The organism is Rhizobium zaerense (assembly GCF_051810725.1).
Taxonomy (GTDB): domain Bacteria; phylum Pseudomonadota; class Alphaproteobacteria; order Rhizobiales; family Rhizobiaceae; genus Rhizobium; species Rhizobium leguminosarum_I.
Window position 1 is genome coordinate 551186 of the sequence record NZ_CM132690.1, and the last position, 20678, is coordinate 571863.

Sequence of the window (20678 nt, forward strand, 5' to 3'; positions counted from 1 at the left end):
CTCACCTCGCCCGGTCGCGCGCAAGATCGGTGAGGATACCTGCAGCAACGGTAATACGCGCGAGATTGGGATCGCCGCCGTCGCTGAGGCTTGAAAGTTCCTCGAGGATACGGTTGATGCGGATGCGATCCTGGGCATGCCAGGCTTGAACGGGAAGCTTTTCCCTGCCGTGATCGGAAAGAGCCGAGATGACGATGTCGCGTCTTGCGCTGGCGATCTGATCGATGCTGCGGGCAAGCGCCAGATTCTCATAATGGTCGGAGGTGAGGATCCGCCCGCCCGCCGCTAGCAATCTGCCGATACGGAAGGTCTGCGACACCGCGAAGTAGTTTTCGGCCGCGCGCACCAGGGGCTCGCCGGTACGCTCGGCGATCTGCATGATCTCAGGCACTAGCGCGAAGCCCTGGAGGCCGGCGATCTCGGCGCCAAGTTTTTCGGGCACGCCGGCCTGACTGTATTCCGCCTGGCGCGCTGCAACATCGCCGCCCGCCTGTTCGGCGAAGGCAGGCTTCAGCTTCTTCAAGGCAACCTGCAGCCGGCTAATCACTTCTGCCATATGCGCCTTGGTCATCCCGGTCTTCAGGAGCAGGCGCGTCAATACGGTAAAGCTATGGCTGATCTCCTCGTAGATGCGGTTCTGCATATCGCCGGAAACCTTGCCGTCGAGAGCGTCCGTTTCGGCCCAAAGGCGGGTCAGGTCGAAACCATCGCGGGCAACGATCGCGGCGCGCACCACTTCTGGAGCCGAAGCCGCCGTCGCGTCCATCATGGCGACGATGAAGCTCGGCCCGCCGCGGTTGATCGCTTCGTTGGCAAGCACGGTCGCGACGATCTCGCGCTTCAGGCGGTGGCTGGCGATATCACCGGCGTTCGACTTCTGCATCTTCACGGGGAAATAATTCATAAGCGTTGCGATGAAATAGGGATCGTCAGGCAAGTCGCTTGCGGCCAGCGCATCGAAGAGCACGATCTTGGCATAAGACACCAGCACGCCGATTTCCGGCCGAGTCAGCGGCTTGCCGGCCGTATAACGTTCGGCTAGCGTTTGCTCGTCCGGCAACGTCTCGACCTTGCGGTTCAGCTGGCCGGCGCCCTCGAGAACGCTCATGAAGCGGCCAAGCTGCAGACCGTTTGCCGTGCCCTTGCGTTCCGTCAGGGAGATTGCCAGCGACTGCAGGTAGTTGTTGCGCAGCACCAGGGTCGCTACCTCGCCCGTCATCGAGGAAAGAAGCTGGTCGCGTTTTGCGCGCGTCAGGCGTCCGTCATGCATGGCGGCTGCCAGCGCGATCTTGATATTGACCTCGACGTCCGATGTGTTGACGCCGGCCGAGTTGTCGATGGCGTCGGAATTGCAGCGCCCGCCCTTCAGTCCGTAGGCGATGCGGCCTTTCTGGGTAACGCCGAGGTTTGCGCCCTCGCCGATCACCTTGGCGCGCACCTCCACCGCGGTGATGCGGATCGGGTCGTTGGCGCGGTCGCCGACATCGGTGTCGGTTTCGGACGGCGCTTTCACATAGGTGCCGATGCCGCCGAACCAGAGCAGGTCGACCGGGCTCTTCAGGATCGCCATCATGATCTCGAAGGGCGTCGCCACGGCCTTGTCGATGCCGATCGCGGCAACCGCTTCCGGCGTCAGCGTGACCGATTTCGCCGCGCGGGAGATGATCATCGCACCCCTCGACAGCACGTTTCTGTCGAAATCCTGCCAGCTTGAACGCGGCAGGTCGAAGAGCCGTTGGCGTTCGGCCAGCGTCTTTTCCATATCGGGGTCCGGATCGATGATGATGTCGCGGTGATCGAAGGCGGCAATGAGCCGGATCTTGGGAGAGAGCAGCATGCCGTTGCCGAAGACGTCGCCCGACATGTCGCCGACGCCGGCGACGGTGAAGGGCGTCGCCTGGATATCGATGTCCATTTCCCGGAAATGGCGTTTCACGGTTTCCCAGGCGCCGCGGGCAGTGATGCCCATCTTCTTATGGTCGTAACCGGCCGAGCCGCCGGAGGCAAAGGCATCGTCTAGCCAGAAGCCGGCTTCCTGTGCCAGTGCATTGGCGGTGTCGGAGAAGGTCGCGGTGCCCTTGTCGGCGGCGACGACGAAATAGGGATCGTCGCCATCGAGCCTGACCGTATCCTTCGGCGGCACGATATCGGCGCCCGATATATTGTCGGTGATCGAAAGCAGCGTACGGATATAGGTCTTGTAAGCCTCGCGGCCGGCATTGAAGATCTCGTCGCGGCTGCCGCCGACGGGAAGCTTTTTCGGATAGAAACCGCCCTTGGCGCCGACCGGCACGATGACCGCGTTCTTGACCTGCTGGGCCTTGACGAGGCCGAGCACTTCGGTGCGGTAATCCTCTGCGCGATCCGACCAGCGCAGGCCGCCGCGCGCCACCTTGCCGAAGCGCAGGTGCACGCCTTCTACTTCGACGCCGTAGACGAAAATCTCGCGGAAGGGTTTCGGCTGCGGCAGCCCGTCCACCAGATGCGGATCGAGCTTGAAGGCCAGCATCGGCTTCGGCGAGCCATCCGGGTTCTTCTGGAAATAATTGGTGCGCAGCGTCGCATCGACGATATTGACGTAACGGCGCAGGATACGATCGTCGTCGAGGCTCGGCACGTCGGCAAGCTCGGCTTCTATCGCCTGGTGCAGTTCGGCAAGCTTCTTGACGCGAGCCTTTTCCGAAAGCGTAGTGTCGAGCGTGTCATGGAAGAGACGAAAGATAGCAGCGGCGACACCAGGATATTTGTCGAGGGTCGTTGCGATATAATCCTGCGAATAGGCGATGCCGGCCTGGCGGAGATAACGCGCATAGGCACGCAGAACGTTCGTCTCGCGCGCGGAGAGACCGGCTGAAAGGATCAGCCGATTGAAGCTGTCATTGTCGATCGTCCCGGCGAAGGCGGCGACGAAGCCTTCCTCGAGGGCGGCGCCGTAACGCTGCAGATCGATCTCTCCGCCATTGCGGGCCTCGAGTTCCATATCGTGCAGCACGACGAGTTTCTTTTCTCCATCGGCGGCCGGTACCCCGATGTCGAAGGTGCGTTCGCTGACGACATTGAAGCCGAGATTCTCGAGAAGCGGCACGCGGCGCGACAGCGCCAGCTGGCCGCCGGCGTGAAAGATCTTCAGGGAAAGGACGCGGCCCTGTTCTTCCTGACGATGGTAGAACTGGATGCGCAGCGGCTCGCCGGCGGCGCAGGCGCCGATATCGGCGAGGTCTGCCACGGTTTCCTCCGGAGTGAAGGAATCCTGGAAGGCTTGGTCGACTGATATCTTCGGCGCCTTGGCCCCGGCCAGCGCCTCGAAACGGTCGTCCCAGCGGGCGGTGATCTCGCGGATCACCTGCTCGAGCTTTGCCTGCGGAATGCGTGGCGTCTTACCGCCGGAGCGGCCGATGATGAAATGCACGCGCGCCACGCCCCCTTCCGGGAAAGCCGGGTAATAGGCAGAGACACGGCCGTCATAGACGGTCTTCAGATAGGTGCCGATCCGTTCGCGGACGATCGAGTCATATTCCTCGCGCGGCACGTAGACGATCACCGAGACGAAGCGGTCGAAATGGTCGATGCGCGGCAGGACGCGCACGCGCGGCCGATCGGCCAGGTCGTTGATCTGCTCGGCAAAACTTGCGAGCAGCGTCGTGTCGATCTGGAAAAGGTCGTCGCGCGGATAGGATTCCAGCGTGTTGTCGAGCATGCGGCCCGAATGGCTCATCGGATCGAAGCCGAAATGTTCCTTCACCTTCTCGATCTTGGACCGCAGCAGCGGGATTTCGGAGGCAAGCGACGTATATGCCGTCGAGGTGAAAAGGCCGACGACGCGCAGTTCGCCGGTGACGTTGCCCTCGGCGTCGAAACGTTTGACGCCGACATAATCCATATAGGCGCGGCGATGGACGATCGATTTCACATTGGCCTTGGTGACGATCAAAAAGTCGGGGCCGTCGAGGAAGGCGAGGATCTCAGGCGTGGTGGTCACAGCGTCCTTGCCCGTGCGCAGCACCAGAACATCGGGATTGGAGAGGATGCCGAGGCCAGCACCCTTGTCGCGCTCAACCTTGGCGTCAGCGCCTTTGCCCGAATAGACATATTCGCGCATGCCGAGAAACGTAAAATTCTCGTCGCGCAGCCAGGTCAGGAAGGCCACCGCCTCGGCATGTTCGGCCTTCCTACGGCCGGCGGCATTCGCCGAAAGCTCGGCGATCACCCCGTCGAGCTTGGCAAGCATCGGCTTCCAGTCGGACACCGACAGGCGGACCTGTTCGAGCACTTTTTCGATGCGTTTGACGAGATCGGCCGCCTGGGCGGAATTGAGCGGCGCAACATGAAGCTGGATATGGCTGACGCGGTTGGCCGGATCGCTCGGGTGATCGGCAGAATAAAGCGCCGGCGCCTTGCCCTTCTCCATGACCAGGATGGGATGCACGGCCATGAATAGGTCGCGATAGGTGCTCGTCACTTCGCCCATGACCGATTCAAACAGAAAAGGCATATTCTGGTCGGTGACTGACAGCACCGAGACCGCGATGCCACCAGGCGTCACATCGGCAATCGTGTCGATGCTGACGCGGGGCGCCTTGCCGTTCCAGGCGGCGAGTTCCTTTGCCGAATGCACGGCGGAGAGTGCCAGCATTTCCGGCGTATAGAGTTCGAGATCGTCATTGCTTGCCCGGCCGAAGAGAATTGCCGGATCGAGATGCGCCTCGCCTGTCGCCTTGGCGATCTTGCGCGCGCTTTCGATCTGCTTTTCCCGTTTCGGATTGTTTCTGGCAGCCATGGATCGCCTCCCTCAATGTCTGATTTTTTGCAAGCTAGCAGAAGATTCTTCGAAAAAATCTCTAAAAGAGAGGTCCGAAGGATTGTTTTGACGCTTTATTGGCGCTGGAAACGAGAGTTTGTAAGAAATTTTCCGATTTCTTTGCCAAACGAAAGCGAAAGTCGCGTCTTCCGGTTTTTCGTTCCGCCGGACATTTCCATGCTCGCGTGAAGAATGGTTGACAGCGTGGCGTCAAAAAGATCATCAAACGCGGTCATCATTCGGATCTTGGGTATCATGTCGGAAAATGCAGCGGGCGCAGTCATCGTCATTTCGAGCCATGTGGTCCGGGGCTCGGTTGGCAATCGGGCGGCGGTGTTTGCATTGGAGACGCTCGGTCATCCGGTCTGGGCGCTGCCGACCATCGTGCTGCCTTGGCATCCCGGCCACGGCCGCTCGACACGGCTGACTTTCGCCGAAGCGGATTTCGACGCGGCGATCGACGATCTGATCCGCGCGCCCTGGATCGGCGAAGTCAAGGCAGTGCTTTCAGGCTATTTCGGCAATGCCGCCCAGGCGCGCTCCGTCGCCCGGCTGATCGGTGCGCTCAGGCAAAACAATCCTGAGCTGCTTTATGTCTGCGATCCTGTCATGGGCGATCTCGGCGGACTTTATGTGCCGGAAGCGACCGCAGAGGCCATTCGCGATCATCTCATTCCGCTCGCCTCGCTGGCGACGCCGAACCGCTACGAGCTCGCATGGCTTTCGGGGGCGGCCCTCGAAGACAACAGCACGATCATGGAGGCGGCGCTCGCGCTCGGACCATCGCGCATGCTCGTCACTTCAGCCGTGCCGATGATGGCGGGCGGTACCGGCAATCTTTATCTGTCCGGTCGCCACGCGCTTCTTGCCGAGCACCGCGTCGTCGAAAACCCGCCGAATGGTCTCGGCGACCTGCTGGCCGCCGTCTTCCTGTCGCGCCTGCTTTCCGGGCTCGAGGACGAAAAGGCGCTACAGCTTGCCACCGCCAGCGTCTTCGAGGTTCTTGCGCGTGCCGTCAAGCGCGGCAGCAACGAGTTGATGCTGGCAAGCGATGCTTCCAGCCTTTCGACGCCGATGGCCATGGTGCAGATGCGCCGGCTCATGCACCCGGCGCAGCGGCGGAAAAAATGACGCATTTGCCGATATGTTCATTTTGCAGTGCAGCAGTTGATCTTGTCTTCCGCGCGCGCTAATCCAGAAGCATGCAGCGTTTTCCAACACCTCTTCTGGACGGCTATCGCAACTTCATGAACGGGCGTTATGCCGACGCCCGCGACAGGTATCGGCAGCTTGCCGAAAACGGTCAGGACCCCCATACGCTTGTCATTGCCTGTTCGGATTCCCGCGCGGCACCGGAGCTGATCTTCGATGCCGGTCCGGGCGAGCTCTTCGTCATTCGCAACGTCGCCAACATGGTGCCGCCCTACGAGCCGGACGGCCATTTCCACTCGACCTCGGCCGCGCTCGAATTTGCGGTACAGGCGCTGAAGGTCTCGGATATCGTCGTGATGGGCCATGGACGCTGCGGCGGCATCCGCGCAGCGCTCGACCCGAATGCCGAACCGCTGTCGCCTGGCGATTTCATCGGCCGTTGGATGTCGCTGGTCAGACCGGCCGCCGAGCAGATCCAGAGCAACGACGTGATGACGGCGGCCGAGCGGCAGACGGCGCTTGAGCGTGTCTCCATCCGCAATTCCATCAACAATCTCAGAAGCTTCCCCGACATCAAGGCTCTCGAGGAAGCGGGAAGCCTTCATCTCCACGGCGCCTGGTTCGACATTTCGACCGGTGAACTCTGGGTCATGGACGCCGAGACACGCGACTTCATTCGTCCCGAAATCTAGGGATATTCCGGTTTATCAGTTTTTTAAGGATTGTTGCTAAGCTCGCCGTCAATTGGTCGCGCACGACCGACGTTTTGATCAGCGTGGCGATTGTCCGGCGGCGGCTTTGATTCCCGCGTATGAAAAACGCCGCATATCGCAGCGGCGTTTCGAGTATTCTTATCGATGAGAGCCTATCTGCCGTCGATCTGCTGACCGATATAGGCGATCGCCTGCTGGTAGACGCTGGCGGCGTTCCAGCCTTGGATGGCGACGAAATTCGGCTCTCCGGGCTGATAGCCGGCGCCGGCGCGCCAGCCGTGGCCCTTGAGGAAATTCGCCGTCGAGGCCAGGGCATCGGCGCGGGAACCGACCATGTCGACGCGGCCGTCGCCGTCGCCATCGGCGCCGAAGCGCACGACATTGCGCGGCAGAAACTGCGTCTGGCCGATTTCACCATGGGCGGCACCCTTGGCCTGCGGGCTCAGATAGCCCTCGGAGACGAGCTGGAGTGCTGCATAGAGCTGGTCGGTGAAATAGTCCGAACGACGGCAGTCATAGGCAAGGGTCGAAACAGCCGACAGCGTATGCTGGTTGCCCATATAGCTGCCGAAACCGGTCTCCATGCCCCAGATCGCGATCAGCGGGCCGGCCGGAACGCCGAAACGGCGCTCGATCGAGGCAAAAAGTGCCTGGTTGGCGGCCTTCATGCTGCGGCCGCGGGAGATGACGGCGGCCCCGCCGCGCTTCTGCATGAAAGCGTCGAAGGAGAGCTTGAAGCTCTTCTGGCCTCGGTCGGCGGCAATTGTCGGCCTGTTGTAATTGACGTTGGCGAAGGCGCGGTCGAGGACCGAGCGGCTGACGCCGTTTGCCGCCGCTTCCTGCTTGAAGTCGGCGACCCATGCACCGAAACCGCTGCTATTATTGCCGCATTGAGCGCCCTGGGCCGCCGCCGGCAGCGCGTGCAGGACGCCCGCCGCCGTAAACGCCGCCAGAAAGAATGTTGTCATGCGCATGAGAAACCCCGCTTCCGATCTACTGAAGCGCGCCGCGGCCGATCGGGGCCATGCGACGCGCTCAAAGTCTTCGTTCTGTTCATGTCGCTGTCCCGAACCGCTGCACGGTTTTGGACGGCATGCTTTGGCTTGATGCCGGGCAGAATGCCAGCCGAAGGCGATGTTGTCACGACCGCCTTTTTCAGCAAGCGCTTATGGACAGAAGCGTCCACAATTCGGCAAAAAGCCCTGCCTTCATCATCAGCAGGGCTTTAGCATATTATGGTTTACAAATGGTATCAGGCGGCCTGCTTTCGCGGCTTGACGAGACCACGATTGACGAGCAGCTCGGCGATCTGGATGGCGTTCAACGCAGCACCCTTGCGCAGATTGTCGGAGACCACCCAGATGTTGAGGCCGTTTTCGACCGTTGCGTCCTCGCGGATGCGAGAGATGTAGGTCGCATCCTCGCCGGCGGATTCATATGGCGTGATGTAGCCGCCATCCTCGCGCTTGTCGATGACGAGGCAGCCCGGTGCATCGCGCAGGATGTCGCGGGCCTGATCGGCGGTGATCTCGTTTTCGAATTCGATGTTGACCGATTCCGAATGACCGATGAAAACCGGCACGCGCACCGCCGTGCAGGTCACCTTGATCTTCGGGTCGAGCATCTTCTTCGTCTCGGCCAGCACCTTCCATTCTTCCTTGGTGTAGCCGTCCTCCATGAAGACGTCGATGTGCGGGATGACATTGAAGGCGATACGCTTGGTGAACTTCTTGTTCTCGATCGGATCGGCGACGAAGACGGCGCGCGTCTGATTGAAGAGCTCGTCCATGCCGTCTTTGCCGGCGCCGGAGACCGACTGGTAGGTCGAGATGACGACGCGCTTGATCTTGGCGAAGTCATGGAGCGGCTTCAGCGCCACCACCAGCTGGGCGGTCGAGCAGTTCGGATTGGCGATGATGTTGCGCTTGGTGAACTGGCTGATGGCATCCGGGTTCACTTCCGGCACGATCAGCGGCACGTCGGCGTCGTAGCGCCAAGCCGAGGAATTGTCGATGACAATGCAGCCCTGCTGGCCAATCTTCGGGGAGAACTTCTTGGAAATCTCGCCGCCGGCCGACATCAGGCAGATGTCGGTATCGGAGAAATCGTAATTCTCCAGATTGGAGACCTTCAGCGTCCGGTCACCGAAGGAAACCTCGGTGCCCTGCGAACGCGAGGAGGCGAGTGCCACGACCTCATCGGCGGGGAAGCCACGCTCCGAGAGGATGTTGAGCATCTCCCGGCCAACATTTCCGGTCGCTCCCGCAACTGCTACTTTGAAACCCATTTCTCAAGCTCTCTTTCTCTTCTCTCCTCTTGTCCGGTGAGGGGAAAGGCGCGATCAATCGCGTCTTCCTGTCCCCAGCCGAGCCGGGGAGAGAGCGGCAGGCCAGAGACGTCAGACGGTTTTCGTCGTCGTTTTGGCCTTGATTTTGGCAGAAACCGGAACGGCAATATCCACCCCGGCAACCCGTGCCCGGTCATTGCATTCGGCAATGGCGTGTTCGTCGCGAACCATGGAGATTCCTTTTCCGCTGTTGCTCTTAGAAGGTTTTCCACAGGAGTCAAGGTTTTTGCGCTCAGAGCCTGCAGGTGAAAGCGGCGGCCGCAATCCTGCGACATTTTGTCATGCCGATGTCATCCTCGGGAGGTATCCCGGCCGGGTTGTTAATGTCTGCAACGAAAACGGGGGTTTTCCATGCGTACGCTTCTCGCCGCCTTTGCGGCCACCACCATCCTTGCGGGCGCCGCTCAGGCGACGACGGTCTATCCGCTTGATCGCGCGACGATCCTTGCCGGTTCGCCGTTCGATTTCAAGGTCGAGCTCAACAAGCAGGTTAAGGCCGAAGATGTGAAGATTACGGTCAATGGCCAGGACTACAAGGCCGTGCTCGAGGGCGAGGCGCAGTTCGTCGAACTGGAAAAAGGCAAGGACGACAAGGCTCTCGGTTCCGCTATCCTGCTGCGCGGCCTGAAGATTTCCGCGCCGGGCGACTACAAGATCGAAGTCGCGGCCGGAGACGAAACGAAGTCCGTCACCTGGAACGTTTACGAAACGGCAGCCCAGCCGAAGGCCAAGAACATCATCTTCCTGCTCGGCGACGGGCTTTCCGTTGCACATCGCACCGCTGCCCGCATCATGTCCAAGGGCATGACCGAAGGTAAGGCGAATGGCCGCCTGAATATGGACGATCTCGATCGCATGGCTTTCATCGGCACGTCGGCGACGAATGCCGTTGCCACGGACTCGGCCAACACCATGTCCGCCTACATGACGGGCCACAAGACAGCCGTCAACGCGATCGGCGTTTATGCGGACCGTACGCCGGCCTCCCTCGATGACCCGCGTGTTGAAACCTTCGCAGAAGCCGTTCGCCGCCTGACCAAGAAGGCGATCGGCATCGTTGCAACGGCGGAGGTCGAAGACGCCACGCCGGCCGCGGTCGTTTCCCACACCCGCAACCGCGGCGATAAGGCCGACATCGTCGGCATGCTGCTCGACGTCAAGCCGGAAGTCCTGCTCGGCGGCGGCTCGGCCTATTTCCTCGGCAAGGAAGTTCCCGGTTCCAAGCGCAAGGACAATCAGGATTACATCAAGCTTTTCCAGGATGCCGGCTACAAGCTAGCGACCGACAAGAACGAGCTCGCAGCCAATGCATCGGCTGAAGGCAATCTCCTTGGCCTGTTCCACACCGGCAATATGGACGTCACGCTTGATCGCGAGTTCCTGAAGAAGGGTACCGTCGACAAGTTCCCGAACCAGCCGGGTCTCGTCGCCATGACCAAGGTTGCGCTCGACCGCCTTTCCAAGAATCCTGATGGCTTCTTCCTGATGGTCGAAGGCTCGTCGATCGACAAAATGTCCCATCCGCTCGATTGGGATCGCGCCGTTATCGAAACCATCGAATTCGACCAGGCGATCGGCGTTGCCCGCGACTTCCAGAAGGCGCATCCGGACACGCTGATCGTCGTCACCGGCGACCACACGCATGGCGTATCCATCATCGGCACCGTCGATGATGAGAAGCCCGGTACGGAAATGCGCGAAAAAGTCGGGACCTATGCCGAAGCCGGCTTCCCGAACTACAAGGACGAAAACGGCGACGGCTATCCCGATAAGATCGACGTCAGCCGCCGACTGTTTCTCAGCGCCAACAACGGCCCTGACCACTATGAGACCTTCCGTCCGAAGCTCGATGGTCCCTTCGTTCCGGCCGTCCAGAACGAAAAGAAGGAATACGTCGCCAACGAACAGTACAAGGATGTTCCAGGCGCAGTCTTCGTTCAGGGCAATCTTCCCAAAAGCAGCGAGAGCGGCGTCCACGCGGTCGACGACGTCGTTCTGCAGTCGGCTGGTCCGGGCGCTGAAGGCTTCCACGGCTACCTGGAACAGAGCGACGTCTATCGCGTGCTCGCCGACGTCTTCGCTCTCGGCGCCAAGCAGACCAACTGATCTGGCAAGGCCGCTTGCCGGCCTTGCCTCTTTCATCGATCATGGTCCCGGCCGTTCAGCGGCCGGGATTTGCTTCTTGGAGGTCGCCATGGAAACAGTTTCTTCGTTGCATCTCAGCCGCCGCCGGCTGATCGGCGCCGCCATTATGCTTCCCCTCACCGCTTCCCTCGTTCGCGCTGCCGATTCTTCGCTTGCATTCGGTGAGCTCTACGGCAAGTTCGGCGTGCTCGGCCTTGAATTCTCAGACAAGGTGAAGCGCCTTGCCGGTCAGGACATCAGTATGAAGGGCTTCATGGCGCCGCCATTGAAGGCCGAGGCCCAGTTCTTCGTGCTGACCGAAGTGCCGATGTCGCTCTGCCCCTTTTGTTCCTCGGATGCGGACTGGCCTGATAATATCGTGGTCGTCTATCTCTTGGAGAAACAGACCTTCGTGCAGTCGCGCCAGACGATCGAAGTGCGCGGCACGCTGGAATATGGTTCGTGGACGGATCCGGACACCGGCTTTGTCAGCCTGCTGCGAATCCGCCAGGCCGAATATTTCGCCGTCTGAACCGATATGCTCGCTCTCGATATCGAAAACCTGACCGTCACCTTCCCGGGCCTGTCCTCGCCGGCACTGGCGATCGGCCGCCTGTCGATCGATGCAGGCAGCAGGGTCGCCATTACAGGCGCGTCAGGCTCCGGCAAGAGCACCTTCGTCAATATCGTTGCCGGGCTGGAGCGGACACGGCAAGGCCGCATCCGCTGGAACGGCGAGGATATCGCGGCTTTTTCAGAAAGCCGGCGCGACCGGTTCCGTGCCGCCAATATCGGCCTGGTCATGCAGGAGTTCCATCTCTTTCCCGGCCTGTCGGCGGTGGAAAACGTGCTGCTGCCGGCGCGGCTCGCCGGCGCTGCGACAGGTGATGTCATCGAGCGGGCGCATGCACTTTTGAGGACGGTCGGTCTTTCCCGCCCCGGCCAGAAAATCGAAACCATGTCACGCGGCGAGATGCAGCGCGTGGCGATCGGCCGAGCGCTGCTGCGCAAGCCTGGCGTCATCATCGCCGACGAGCCGACCGCAAGCCTCGATGCCGAAAGCGGCGAGGCGGTCGGCGATCTCATCCTCGATCTGGCCATTGCCGAGGGCAGCACGCTGATCGTCGTTTCACACGACCATCGCTTGGCCAACCGCCTCGACCGGCGCATCACCTTCGGTTCCGGTCGGATCAGCGAAGATTCCGCGACGACGGCGGGAGAGGCTGCATGATCCGCTTCATCCTTTCCGATCTTCGTCGCCTCTGGGCGGGGTCGCTGGTGGTCGTGCTGCTCGTGGCGCTTGCGACCGCGCTTGGCGTTTCCGTCGTCCTGCAGGAGCGGGCGCTTCGCCTCGGCAGCGCCCGCGCTGCCGACAAGTTCGATCTTGTGATCGGCGCCGGCGGCAGCGAGACGCAGCTCGTACTGTCCTCCGTCTTCCTGCAGCCCTCGCCGCTGCCGCTGATGCCGGGCGAGGTCCTGGGCAAGCTTGCCGCGGATCCACGGGTCGATTGGGCAGCCCCGATCGGCTTTGGCGATTCCTTCTCCGGCTATTCGATCGTCGGCACAACGACCATGCTGGCGGAGAACCTGTCCGGCGGTTTAGCAGAAGGCAAGATTTTTGCGCGCGAGGGCGAGGCAGTGATCGGCTCGGCCGTCAAGCTGCCGCTCGGCGGCGAGATCAAGCCGATGCACGGATCGCTGGAAGAGGGCGGCGAGACCCATACCGAGCTCGTCTATCATATCGCCGGCCGTTTGCGGCCGACCGGCACCACCTGGGACCGAGCGATTCTTGTTCCGATCCAGGCCGTCTGGCACATCCATGGCATGGAGGCGGAGGAGCATGCGGAGAATGGCGCCGAGGCTCTACATGATGATGAGCATGAGGAAGCCAGCGCCGATCATGGGCATGGGCATCACGGGAAAGCCGATCCCGATGCCGCGCTTGATGAGAGCTGGACTGCGGAAGCTCCCGGCCTTCCCGCCATTCTCGTCAAGCCGAAGACGATCGCCGATGCCTACAAGCTGCGGCAGGACTATCGCAGCGGCAATACCGTCGCCGTCTTTCCCGGCGAGGTGCTGACCAATCTCTATGCCACGCTCGGCGACGCCAAACAGATCCTCGTCGCGGTCGCCTCCGGCGCGCAAGCTCTCGTCGCAGCCTCGCTGGTGCTGGTCACGGTCATCCATATCGGCCAGCGCCGCCGTCAGATTGGCGCGCTGAGGGCCTTCGGCGCCCCGCGCGGCGCGATTTTCGGCATCGTCTGGCTCGAATTCTTCTTCCTGGTGGCAATTGGCATCGCACTCGGATTCGCGCTCGGTTATGCCGCGGCCCTCATCTTGTCCGGCATGCTCTCACAAACGAGTGGGGTCGCCATGCCGGTCGGCTTCGCGCGGGAAGACGCCTGGCTTGCGGCAGTGCTGCTTGCCTTTGCCACAATTCTTGCCGCGCTGCCGGCAGTGCTCGCCTACCGGCAATCGCCGGCGCAGGCGTTGAGAGCGTAACGGTCCACATCACAATCCGCGGCGAAGCCTTCTTCCAAACCTCCGGCAGCTCCATCGTCACGGGCGGTGGCGAGCTTGATGCGCATGACAAAGCGTGGCGCCATTAGACTAAAGTCATAATCCCAAAGCATCTCTCTTTTTGATCTGTCGTTTCTGGCACACTCTCGTCAGGCGTGTCGTGGCCAGGGGTATGCTTTGAGGAAAGTAGGCCGCGCGCGTGCTCATCACTCTGTGGAGGACAGACAATGGCAAATGTCGCAAGCGTCGACGGCGCGAAGGCCGGTCCGATGACCGGCGAGGAGAAGAAGGTCATCTTCGCATCTTCGCTCGGCACCGTTTTCGAATGGTACGATTTCTATCTCTATGGTTCGCTCGCCACCTATATCGGCGCGACCTATTTCACCCAATATCCTGAGGCAACGCGCAACATCTTCACGCTGCTTGCCTTTGCCGCCGGCTTCCTGGTACGCCCCTTCGGCGCGCTGGTGTTTGGCCGTCTCGGCGATCTCGTCGGGCGCAAATACACCTTCCTGGTGACGATCATGATCATGGGTCTGTCGACCTTCCTCGTCGGCGTCCTGCCGGGCGCCGCCACGATCGGCATCGCCGCCCCGATCATCCTGATTGGGCTGCGCCTGCTCCAGGGTCTGGCGCTGGGTGGTGAATATGGCGGTGCGGCGACCTATGTCGCCGAACATGCGCCGAACGGGCGCCGCGGCTACTTCACCTCGTGGATCCAGACAACGGCGACGCTTGGCCTGTTCCTGTCGCTGATCGTCATCGTCTTTGTGCAATATCTGATGGGTGCGGCTCAGTTTGCCGCCTGGGGTTGGCGCATTCCGTTCCTGGTCTCGGTCGTCTTGCTCGGCGTTTCCGTCTGGATCCGCTTGAAGATGAACGAATCGCCGGCGTTCCAGCGGATGAAGGCGGAAGGCAAAGGCTCCAAGGCGCCGCTGACCGAGGCCTTCGGGACGTGGAAAAATGCCAAGATCGCGATCATCGCGCTGCTCGGCGCCACCATGGGCCAGGCGGTCGTCTGGTACGGCGGCCAGTTCTATGCGTTGTTCTTCCTGCAGAACGTGCTGAAGGTGGATCTGTTCTCGGCCAATGTCATGGTCGCCATCGCACTCCTCCTCGGCACGCCGTTCTTCGTCATCTTCGGCGGTCTCTCCGACAAAATCGGCCGCAAACCGATCATCATGGCAGGTCTTCTCATCGCGGCGGTGACCTATAATCCGCTGTTTAAGGCGATGACCTGGACGGCGAACCCGGCGCTTGCCGAAGCGCAGGCTTCGATTCGGGCAACGGTGACTGCTGATCCGGCGGATTGCCGGTTCCAGTTCAACCCGACCGGTACGGCCAAGTTCACCAGCTCCTGCGACGTGGCAACGGCGTTCCTGACGAAAAACTCGGTGCCTTACGATGTCGTGCCCGGTACCGCCGGGCAGCCGGCAACGGTGAAGGTCGGCAACGCGACGATCCCAAGCTTCGACGTCGTCGCTGCCGGCGACAAGGCCAAGAGCATGACCGCCGCCTTCGAAAAGGGTGTCAACATCGCGCTCCACGATGCCGGCTACCCGCTGAACCGCGGCGCCGTCAAAGTGCCGGATGCCAAGCTCGATGCCTTTATCGCAGCCAATCCGGAACTGTCGCTCAACGCCGATGCCGTGCGCGCCGGCGAGAAGGAAACCGTGCCGGCGGCCAAGCTGGTCGAGACCAAGCTGCTGACTGCGGATGAGGCCAATGGCGTCACCGACATGGCGGTCTATAACATCGCCAATGGCGGTAGCTTCGCCATGGTCGCCGATCCCAACCGCGTCAACTGGATCGGCACGATCGCCGTGCTGTTCGTCCTCGTCCTCTATGTGACGATGGTCTACGGCCCGATCGCCGCTCTGCTGGTCGAGCTCTTCCCGACCCGCATCCGCTATACCGGCATGTCGCTGCCCTATCACATCGGCAATGGCTGGTTCGGCGGCCTGCTGCCGGCGACGGCCTTCGCGATGAGCGCTGCCGCAGGCGATATCTACTACGGTCTCTGGTACCCGATTGTCTTTGCGACGATCACGCTGGTGATCGGCCTGATCTTCCTGCCGGAAACGAAGAACAGGGATATCCACGCAATGGATTGAGAGGCGCGTCAGCGCTCAAGAAAAGAAGCCCGGCGCTCACAAGGCGCCGGGTTTTTTCGCGTCGGGGAACAAGCGCTTGGCGAGCGGCCAGCCATCCGGCGCCAGCTTGAAGAGCAGGCCACAGCGCGCAAAGACGATCGCCGTCAGCAGCGAGAACCAGGCGCCGAAGGCAAGGCCGGCGATGACGTCGCTCGGATAGTGGGCGCCGACCATGACACGTGTCATGCCGAGCCAGATCGCGCAGACGATGAAGGCAACGCGATAGCGCGGAAACAGCAGTGCGAAGGCGGCGAAGAAGGCGCCGACCGTGGTGGAATGGCCGGACGGGAAACTTTCGAAAGCGGCATGGCCTGAGAAGGGCGTGAAGGAAAAGATGCCGTAGTCGTGGAAATGATCGGGACGCGCCCTGCCGATCGCCCGCTTCAGCAGATTGGCGAGCAGGCCTGAGAAGACGACCGTGGTGAAGAGATAGGCGCCGATCCAGCTGATATAGAGCGCCTGCGCCTTGGAGCGCGCCGTCTTGACAAGCTTGTAGCCTGCCCGTCCCTGAAAGAACAGCAGGATGCTGATGTAGATCAGCCAGGCGGAATCACCGAAGCCGGTCAGCATCTCGCCGAGGTGCTTCACCGGTGCAGGAGCCTCGCTGGCGCCGATCGGCGCGTCGAAGAGCAGCATGGAAAGGATCACGGCATTGAGTGTGACGAAGAGGCAGGCCTGCCAGCGCAAAGGCGGCATGCCAGCGCCATTCCGGCGCCAGCGCCTGTTCAGGGAAGCCCAAAATGCCCGCATTCCGTCGTCCGTTCAAATTTGCCCTAAAGTGCCACGACGCGCTAAGGACGCTCTATTATTTTGAGTTGGCGCATAATCCATTGGAAGATCGCTTCCAATGTCGAGATTATGCGCCCGTTAAAATCCGGCGCAAAAATACACGAGATTGTGGCCGAGGATAGTCGGTTTGGGATAATTCGACCAAGCCGATGCGGTTCGCGGCCTTGAGAAAAAAGCCCTCCGCAAGAATGCTGCGAAGGGCCGGAACTGTTTCACGTGAAATATCAGGCAGAAAGCGTCTTGAATTCGGCGAGGATCGTATCGCCCATCTCGACGGTGCCGACCTGTCTTGCGCCGTCGGCCATGATGTCGCCAGTGCGGATGCCCTTGTCGAGCACGTTGGCGATCGCCTTTTCCAGATCGTCGGCTTCCTTCACCAGATTGAAGGAGTAACGCAGGCACATGGCGAATGAGGCGATCATGGCGATCGGATTGGCGATGCCCTTGCCGGCAATGTCGGGGGCCGAGCCATGCACCGGCTCGTAGAGCGCCTTGCGCTTGCCGGTCTTGCCGTCAGGCGCGCCGAGCGAGGCCGACGGCAGCATGCCGAGCGAGCCGGTCAGCATGGCGGCGACGTCTGAGAGCATGTCACCGAAGAGGTTGTCGGTGACGATCACGTCGAACTGCTTGGGCTGGCGCACCAGCTGCATGCCGCCGGCATCGGCCAGCATGTGTTCGAGCTGGACGTCAGAATATTTTGCCTTATGCGTCTCGGTCACCACCTGGTTCCAGAGCACGCCCGACTTCATGACGTTGCGCTTTTCCATGGAGCAGACGCGATTCTGCCGCGTGCGGGCCATTTCGAAGGCGACGCCGGCGATGCGCTCGATCTCGTAGGTATCGTAAACCTGCGTGTCGATGCCGCGCTTCTGGCCGTTGCCGAGGTCGATGATCTCCTTCGGCTCGCCGAAATAGACGCCGCCGGTCAGCTCGCGGATGATCAGGATATCCAAGCCTTCGACCAGTTCCGGCTTCAGCGACGAGGCCGCAGCAAGGGCCGGATAGCAGATGGCGGGGCGCAGGTTCGCGAAGAGTTGCAGATCCTTGCGCAGGCGCAGCAGGCCAGCTTCCGGGCGCACTTCGTAAGGCACGCTATCCCATTTCGGGCCGCCGACGGCGCCGAAGAGAACGGCATCGGAGGCAAGCGCCTTCCGCATGTCGGCTTCCGAGATCGCCGCACCATGCGCATCATAGGCGCAGCCGCCGACAAGGCCTTCGTCGGTGACGAAACCGGCATTCATCGCCTCGTTCATATAGGCGATGATCTTGCGAACCTCGCCCATGGCCTCGGGACCGATGCCGTCACCCGGCAGCAGGAAAAGATTGCGCGCTGTCATGAAACCCTCCTGGGAAAAACAAGTTGCGGTTTCTTAGACCCCGGAAATGGGCATTTCAAGCGACAGAAGCGGTGAATCGGTACGCATCGCTCTGAGCAGCGATGATTGCTCCTGCGCCCGCAAACGGATTAGAAAGGTAGCTCCTAGCTTTATTTCCCTGGATGGTTCCCCATGCCTTTCGTACCTCTCCATCTCGACACGCCCTTGGTTCAGACAGCACCTGGCCATAGCGCCAGCGGCAAACCGCTCTGGCTGAAGCTTGATGCGCTGCAGCCTTCCGGCAGCTTCAAGCTGCGCGGCGTCGGCCGACTTTGCCAGTACGAGGTGGAAAATGGCGCGCGCGAGATCTTCTGTGCTTCTGGCGGTAATGCCGGCATTGCGGCGGCTTATGCCGGCCGGGCGCTCGGTGTGCCGGTCACGATCGTCGTGCCGGAGACGACGGCGGCCGATGTCCGCCAGACGATTGCCGCAACGGGCGCCAATGTCCTCGTTCATGGTTCGGTTTTCGACGAGGCCAATGCCCATGCAGTCGAACTCGCCCGAAGCCGCAAGGCAACCTATGTGCACCCCTTCGACCATCCGCTTCTGTGGGATGGCCATGCCACGCTGATCGACGAGGTGGTGGCGAAGGGGGCAAAATTCGATTGCGTCGTCACCAGCGTCGGCGGTGGCGGGCTGCTTGCCGGCATTGTCGAGGGCTTGAAGCGAAACGGGCTTTTCGATGTGCCTGTTATCGCCGTCGAAACGGAAGGGGCGGCTTCGCTGAACGCCAGTCTCAGGGCGAATGAGCGCATCACCCTTTCCGCCATTACTTCGATTGCCAATTCGCTCGGCGCGCGGCAAGTGGCGCAGCATGTCTTCGACCTGCCGAAGCAGCATCCGATTGAAAGTGTTGTCGTCAGCGACGCCGATGCCGTTGCCGCCTGCCTGAAATTTGCCGATGCGCAGCGCATTCTGGTCGAGCCGGCTTGCGGCGCGGCCCTTGCCGTTGCCGATGTGCATGCCGGACTGCTTCAGCGCTTCGACCATCCGCTTATCGAAGTCTGCGGCGGCATCGGTGTGTCGCTCGAAAAACTCAGGGGCTGGAAAGAAAAATTTCTTTGACCCACACCAAAGAAAAAGCCGGGCAAATGCCCGGCTTGATCGGTAATCGATTGGATTGGGCTCAGGCTGCCCAGGGGTGCGAAGCGGCATTCTTCTTTTCGAAGTTGTCGATCGCCTTGCCTTTTTCCAGCGTCAGGCCGATATCGTCGAGACCGTTCAGCAGGCAGTGGCGCTTGAATTCGTCGAGATCGAACTTGATCAAGCCACCATCGGGACCGGTGATCTCGAGGTTTTCGAGGTCGACGGTGAGGATGGCGTTGGAGCCGCGCGAGGCGTCGTCCATCAGCTTGTCGAGATCTTCCTGGCTGACCTTGATCGGCAGAATGCCGTTCTTGAAACAGTTGTTGTAGAAGATGTCGGCGAAGCTGGTCGAGATCACGCAGCGGATGCCGAAATCGAGAAGCGCCCAGGGGGCGTGCTCGCGCGAGGAGCCGCAGCCGAAATTATCGCCGGCAACGAGGATCTTGGCATCGCGATAGGCCGGCTTGTTCAGCACGAAATCCGGGTTTTCTGAGCCGTCCTCGTTGTAGCGGGCTTCCGCGAAGAGGCCGGTGCCGAGGCCGGTGCGCTTGATCGTCTTCAGATAATCCTTCGGAATGATCATGTCGGTGTCGACGTTGACGACCGGCAGCGGCGCTGCAACGCCCGTGAGCTTCACGAATTTATCCATGATCCATGCTCCATTTCAGCAAATCTACTTTCTGAATTTGCATCTAGTCCAGTTTTTCGCCGAAATGAAGGAGAATCTTTTCACAGACGGCGGCCACGCGACGTTTCGCGCGGTCCGCCGATTGAGGCTGTCCCTTATTTGGACGGCGCGTTCAGGCCCCAGAGGACGCCGAACGGATCACGAAGCTGGCCGTAGCGGTCGCCCCAGAACATCAGTTCGACCGGCATGACGATTTCGGCGCCGGCAGCCACGGCACGGTTCCACCAGAAATCGATATCGTCGACCACCAGCTGAATGGCGAAGCCTTCATGGCCTTTGAAGGGATGACCGTATTCGGGATAGGCATCCGACAGCATGAGGGAGCTGCCGTTGATGTAAAGATGCACATGCATCGTTCGGCCGCTCTCGTCGACCGGCACGAGATAGGCCTCTTCGGCGCCGAAGGCCTTCTTGTAGAATTCCGCAGCTTTCACTGCGCCGTCGATCGTCAGATAGGGCAGCAGGCCATTCTTGACCGGTGGCATCTTGGTCGGGTTGCTCTCTGTCGTCGTATCCATGCTTGTCCTCCATTCGTTTCCGAAGCGCCGGCTGAATGCCCGGCTGCTTCAAAGACGTAACATGGACGCGCGATGCGACAGTGTCGGCCAAATTTTTCAGCGAAAAGATGATCAGAGATCGATGATCGTGCCGCGGCCGTCGTTCCACACCCGCATTTCGCGATGGCCGTTATTTGCCTTGGCGCGAACCGGAGCGGGCTTCATCTTCATCGAAAGCGCACGTCCGACCATGAGCACGGTCAGGATGCCGCCGACGGCGAGCGTCACCGAAAAGGTGAGAAGCAGCATAGCCACGAAAACGGTGGCGCCGGCAAGCATGAGGAAGATGGAGCGAATGTTCTGCATGGTTAGAGACCTTTCTTCGGAAAGGAATGTGGTCCTTCTCTTTCCTCTCTGCAAGGCAAGCATGGCTTT

The 20678-nt window shown here is 61.0% G+C and carries 17 protein-coding genes; 8 read left to right on the forward strand and 9 right to left on the reverse strand.

Annotated elements, in window-relative coordinates:
• Position 1: 1 nt before the first annotated feature.
• On the reverse strand, positions 2 to 4777 hold the full coding sequence (locus tag ACS4RR_RS02720) for an NAD-glutamate dehydrogenase (RefSeq protein ID WP_456189684.1): 4776 nt from the start codon (positions 4775 to 4777) through the stop codon (positions 2 to 4).
• A gap of 276 nt (positions 4778 to 5053) precedes the next feature.
• Between ACS4RR_RS02720 and pdxY the strand changes: the two genes are divergently transcribed.
• Positions 5054 to 5929 (forward strand): pyridoxal kinase PdxY, encoded by an 876-nt coding sequence (gene pdxY, locus ACS4RR_RS02725; protein ID WP_026154342.1) that lies wholly within the window; start codon positions 5054 to 5056, stop codon positions 5927 to 5929.
• A gap of 71 nt (positions 5930 to 6000) precedes the next feature.
• Positions 6001 to 6642 carry a carbonic anhydrase gene (locus ACS4RR_RS02730; RefSeq protein WP_020486152.1) on the forward strand — a complete coding sequence of 214 codons (642 nt, stop codon included), beginning with the start codon at positions 6001 to 6003 and terminating at the stop codon, positions 6640 to 6642.
• Positions 6643 to 6815: 173 nt separating this feature from the next.
• Here ACS4RR_RS02730 and ACS4RR_RS02735 read toward each other — a convergent pair whose 3' ends face one another.
• The 3 genes from ACS4RR_RS02735 to ACS4RR_RS02745 form a co-directional block, all read right to left on the reverse strand.
• A complete protein-coding gene (locus ACS4RR_RS02735) occupies positions 6816 to 7637 on the reverse strand; it encodes a lytic murein transglycosylase (protein ID WP_162114974.1) in 822 nt (273 codons plus the stop codon).
• 278 nt (positions 7638 to 7915) lie between these two features.
• The gene (locus tag ACS4RR_RS02740; RefSeq protein ID WP_017966032.1) at positions 7916 to 8950 is read right to left on the reverse strand and encodes an aspartate-semialdehyde dehydrogenase; all 1035 of its coding nucleotides are present in this window, start codon (positions 8948 to 8950) and stop codon (positions 7916 to 7918) included.
• Between the two features lie 111 nt (positions 8951 to 9061).
• Entirely contained in the window at positions 9062 to 9274 is a 213-nt protein-coding gene (locus tag ACS4RR_RS02745; RefSeq protein ID WP_170260831.1) for a hypothetical protein, read from the reverse strand.
• A gap of 87 nt (positions 9275 to 9361) precedes the next feature.
• On the opposite strand from ACS4RR_RS02745, the gene ACS4RR_RS02750 reads away from it, so the two are divergent.
• From ACS4RR_RS02750 to ACS4RR_RS02770, 5 genes are all read left to right on the forward strand, one after another.
• Entirely contained in the window at positions 9362 to 11116 is a 1755-nt protein-coding gene (locus tag ACS4RR_RS02750; RefSeq protein WP_260109719.1) for an alkaline phosphatase, read from the forward strand.
• Positions 11117 to 11204: 88 nt separating this feature from the next.
• Complete coding sequence (locus ACS4RR_RS02755) at positions 11205 to 11666, forward strand: hypothetical protein (protein WP_017966035.1); 462 nt, start codon at positions 11205 to 11207, stop codon at positions 11664 to 11666.
• A 6-nt stretch (positions 11667 to 11672) separates the two neighbouring features.
• The gene (locus tag ACS4RR_RS02760) at positions 11673 to 12365 is read left to right on the forward strand and encodes an ABC transporter ATP-binding protein (protein ID WP_170260828.1); all 693 of its coding nucleotides are present in this window, start codon (positions 11673 to 11675) and stop codon (positions 12363 to 12365) included.
• Entirely contained in the window at positions 12362 to 13636 is a 1275-nt protein-coding gene (locus tag ACS4RR_RS02765) for an ABC transporter permease (protein ID WP_170260827.1), read from the forward strand. Before ACS4RR_RS02760 ends, ACS4RR_RS02765 begins: the two co-directional genes overlap by 4 nt.
• 245 nt (positions 13637 to 13881) lie before the next feature.
• Positions 13882 to 15768 (forward strand): MFS transporter, encoded by a 1887-nt coding sequence (locus ACS4RR_RS02770; protein WP_170257997.1) that lies wholly within the window; start codon positions 13882 to 13884, stop codon positions 15766 to 15768.
• Positions 15769 to 15804: 36 nt separating this feature from the next.
• Here ACS4RR_RS02770 and lpxE read toward each other — a convergent pair whose 3' ends face one another.
• Complete coding sequence (gene lpxE / locus ACS4RR_RS02775; protein ID WP_222384345.1) at positions 15805 to 16557, reverse strand: lipid A 1-phosphatase LpxE; 753 nt, start codon at positions 16555 to 16557, stop codon at positions 15805 to 15807.
• 263 nt (positions 16558 to 16820) lie between these two features.
• Entirely contained in the window at positions 16821 to 17933 is a 1113-nt protein-coding gene (leuB, locus tag ACS4RR_RS02780) for a 3-isopropylmalate dehydrogenase (RefSeq protein WP_260109717.1), read from the reverse strand.
• A 171-nt stretch (positions 17934 to 18104) separates the two neighbouring features.
• Here leuB and ACS4RR_RS02785 point away from each other — a divergent pair, with 171 nt between their 5' ends.
• The gene (locus tag ACS4RR_RS02785; RefSeq protein WP_222384347.1) at positions 18105 to 19037 is read left to right on the forward strand and encodes a pyridoxal-phosphate dependent enzyme; all 933 of its coding nucleotides are present in this window, start codon (positions 18105 to 18107) and stop codon (positions 19035 to 19037) included.
• Positions 19038 to 19098: 61 nt separating this feature from the next.
• Here ACS4RR_RS02785 and leuD read toward each other — a convergent pair whose 3' ends face one another.
• From leuD to ACS4RR_RS02800, 3 genes are all read right to left on the reverse strand, one after another.
• A complete protein-coding gene (gene leuD / locus ACS4RR_RS02790) occupies positions 19099 to 19707 on the reverse strand; it encodes a 3-isopropylmalate dehydratase small subunit (protein ID WP_130675953.1) in 609 nt (202 codons plus the stop codon).
• A 134-nt stretch (positions 19708 to 19841) separates the two neighbouring features.
• Positions 19842 to 20264 (reverse strand): VOC family protein, encoded by a 423-nt coding sequence (locus tag ACS4RR_RS02795; RefSeq protein WP_017966042.1) that lies wholly within the window; start codon positions 20262 to 20264, stop codon positions 19842 to 19844.
• Between the two features lie 111 nt (positions 20265 to 20375).
• Positions 20376 to 20609, reverse strand: coding sequence for a hypothetical protein (locus tag ACS4RR_RS02800; protein ID WP_162114985.1), 234 nt, complete (start codon positions 20607 to 20609; stop codon positions 20376 to 20378).
• Positions 20610 to 20678: the final 69 nt, after the last annotated feature.

What these genes read in the sequence shown, in the direction of transcription:
- leuD (WP_130675953.1), bottom strand. Translation starts at nt 19,707, where the DNA reads ATGGATAAATTCGTGAAGCTCACGGGCGTTGCAGCGCCGCTGCCGGTC.
- lpxE (WP_222384345.1), bottom strand. Translation starts at nt 16,557, where the DNA reads ATGCGGGCATTTTGGGCTTCCCTGAACAGGCGCTGGCGCCGGAATGGC.
- ACS4RR_RS02730 (WP_020486152.1), top strand. Translation starts at nt 6,001, where the DNA reads ATGCAGCGTTTTCCAACACCTCTTCTGGACGGCTATCGCAACTTCATG.
- leuB (WP_260109717.1), bottom strand. Translation starts at nt 17,933, where the DNA reads ATGACAGCGCGCAATCTTTTCCTGCTGCCGGGTGACGGCATCGGTCCC.
- ACS4RR_RS02770 (WP_170257997.1), top strand. Translation starts at nt 13,882, where the DNA reads ATGGCAAATGTCGCAAGCGTCGACGGCGCGAAGGCCGGTCCGATGACC.
- ACS4RR_RS02720 (WP_456189684.1), bottom strand. Translation starts at nt 4,777, where the DNA reads ATGGCTGCCAGAAACAATCCGAAACGGGAAAAGCAGATCGAAAGCGCG.
- ACS4RR_RS02750 (WP_260109719.1), top strand. Translation starts at nt 9,362, where the DNA reads ATGCGTACGCTTCTCGCCGCCTTTGCGGCCACCACCATCCTTGCGGGC.
- ACS4RR_RS02755 (WP_017966035.1), top strand. Translation starts at nt 11,205, where the DNA reads ATGGAAACAGTTTCTTCGTTGCATCTCAGCCGCCGCCGGCTGATCGGC.
- ACS4RR_RS02795 (WP_017966042.1), bottom strand. Translation starts at nt 20,264, where the DNA reads ATGGATACGACGACAGAGAGCAACCCGACCAAGATGCCACCGGTCAAG.
- ACS4RR_RS02740 (WP_017966032.1), bottom strand. Translation starts at nt 8,950, where the DNA reads ATGGGTTTCAAAGTAGCAGTTGCGGGAGCGACCGGAAATGTTGGCCGG.
- ACS4RR_RS02800 (WP_162114985.1), bottom strand. Translation starts at nt 20,609, where the DNA reads ATGCAGAACATTCGCTCCATCTTCCTCATGCTTGCCGGCGCCACCGTT.
- ACS4RR_RS02735 (WP_162114974.1), bottom strand. Translation starts at nt 7,637, where the DNA reads ATGCGCATGACAACATTCTTTCTGGCGGCGTTTACGGCGGCGGGCGTC.
- ACS4RR_RS02760 (WP_170260828.1), top strand. Translation starts at nt 11,673, where the DNA reads ATGCTCGCTCTCGATATCGAAAACCTGACCGTCACCTTCCCGGGCCTG.
- ACS4RR_RS02765 (WP_170260827.1), top strand. Translation starts at nt 12,362, where the DNA reads ATGATCCGCTTCATCCTTTCCGATCTTCGTCGCCTCTGGGCGGGGTCG.
- ACS4RR_RS02785 (WP_222384347.1), top strand. Translation starts at nt 18,105, where the DNA reads ATGCCTTTCGTACCTCTCCATCTCGACACGCCCTTGGTTCAGACAGCA.
- pdxY (WP_026154342.1), top strand. Translation starts at nt 5,054, where the DNA reads ATGTCGGAAAATGCAGCGGGCGCAGTCATCGTCATTTCGAGCCATGTG.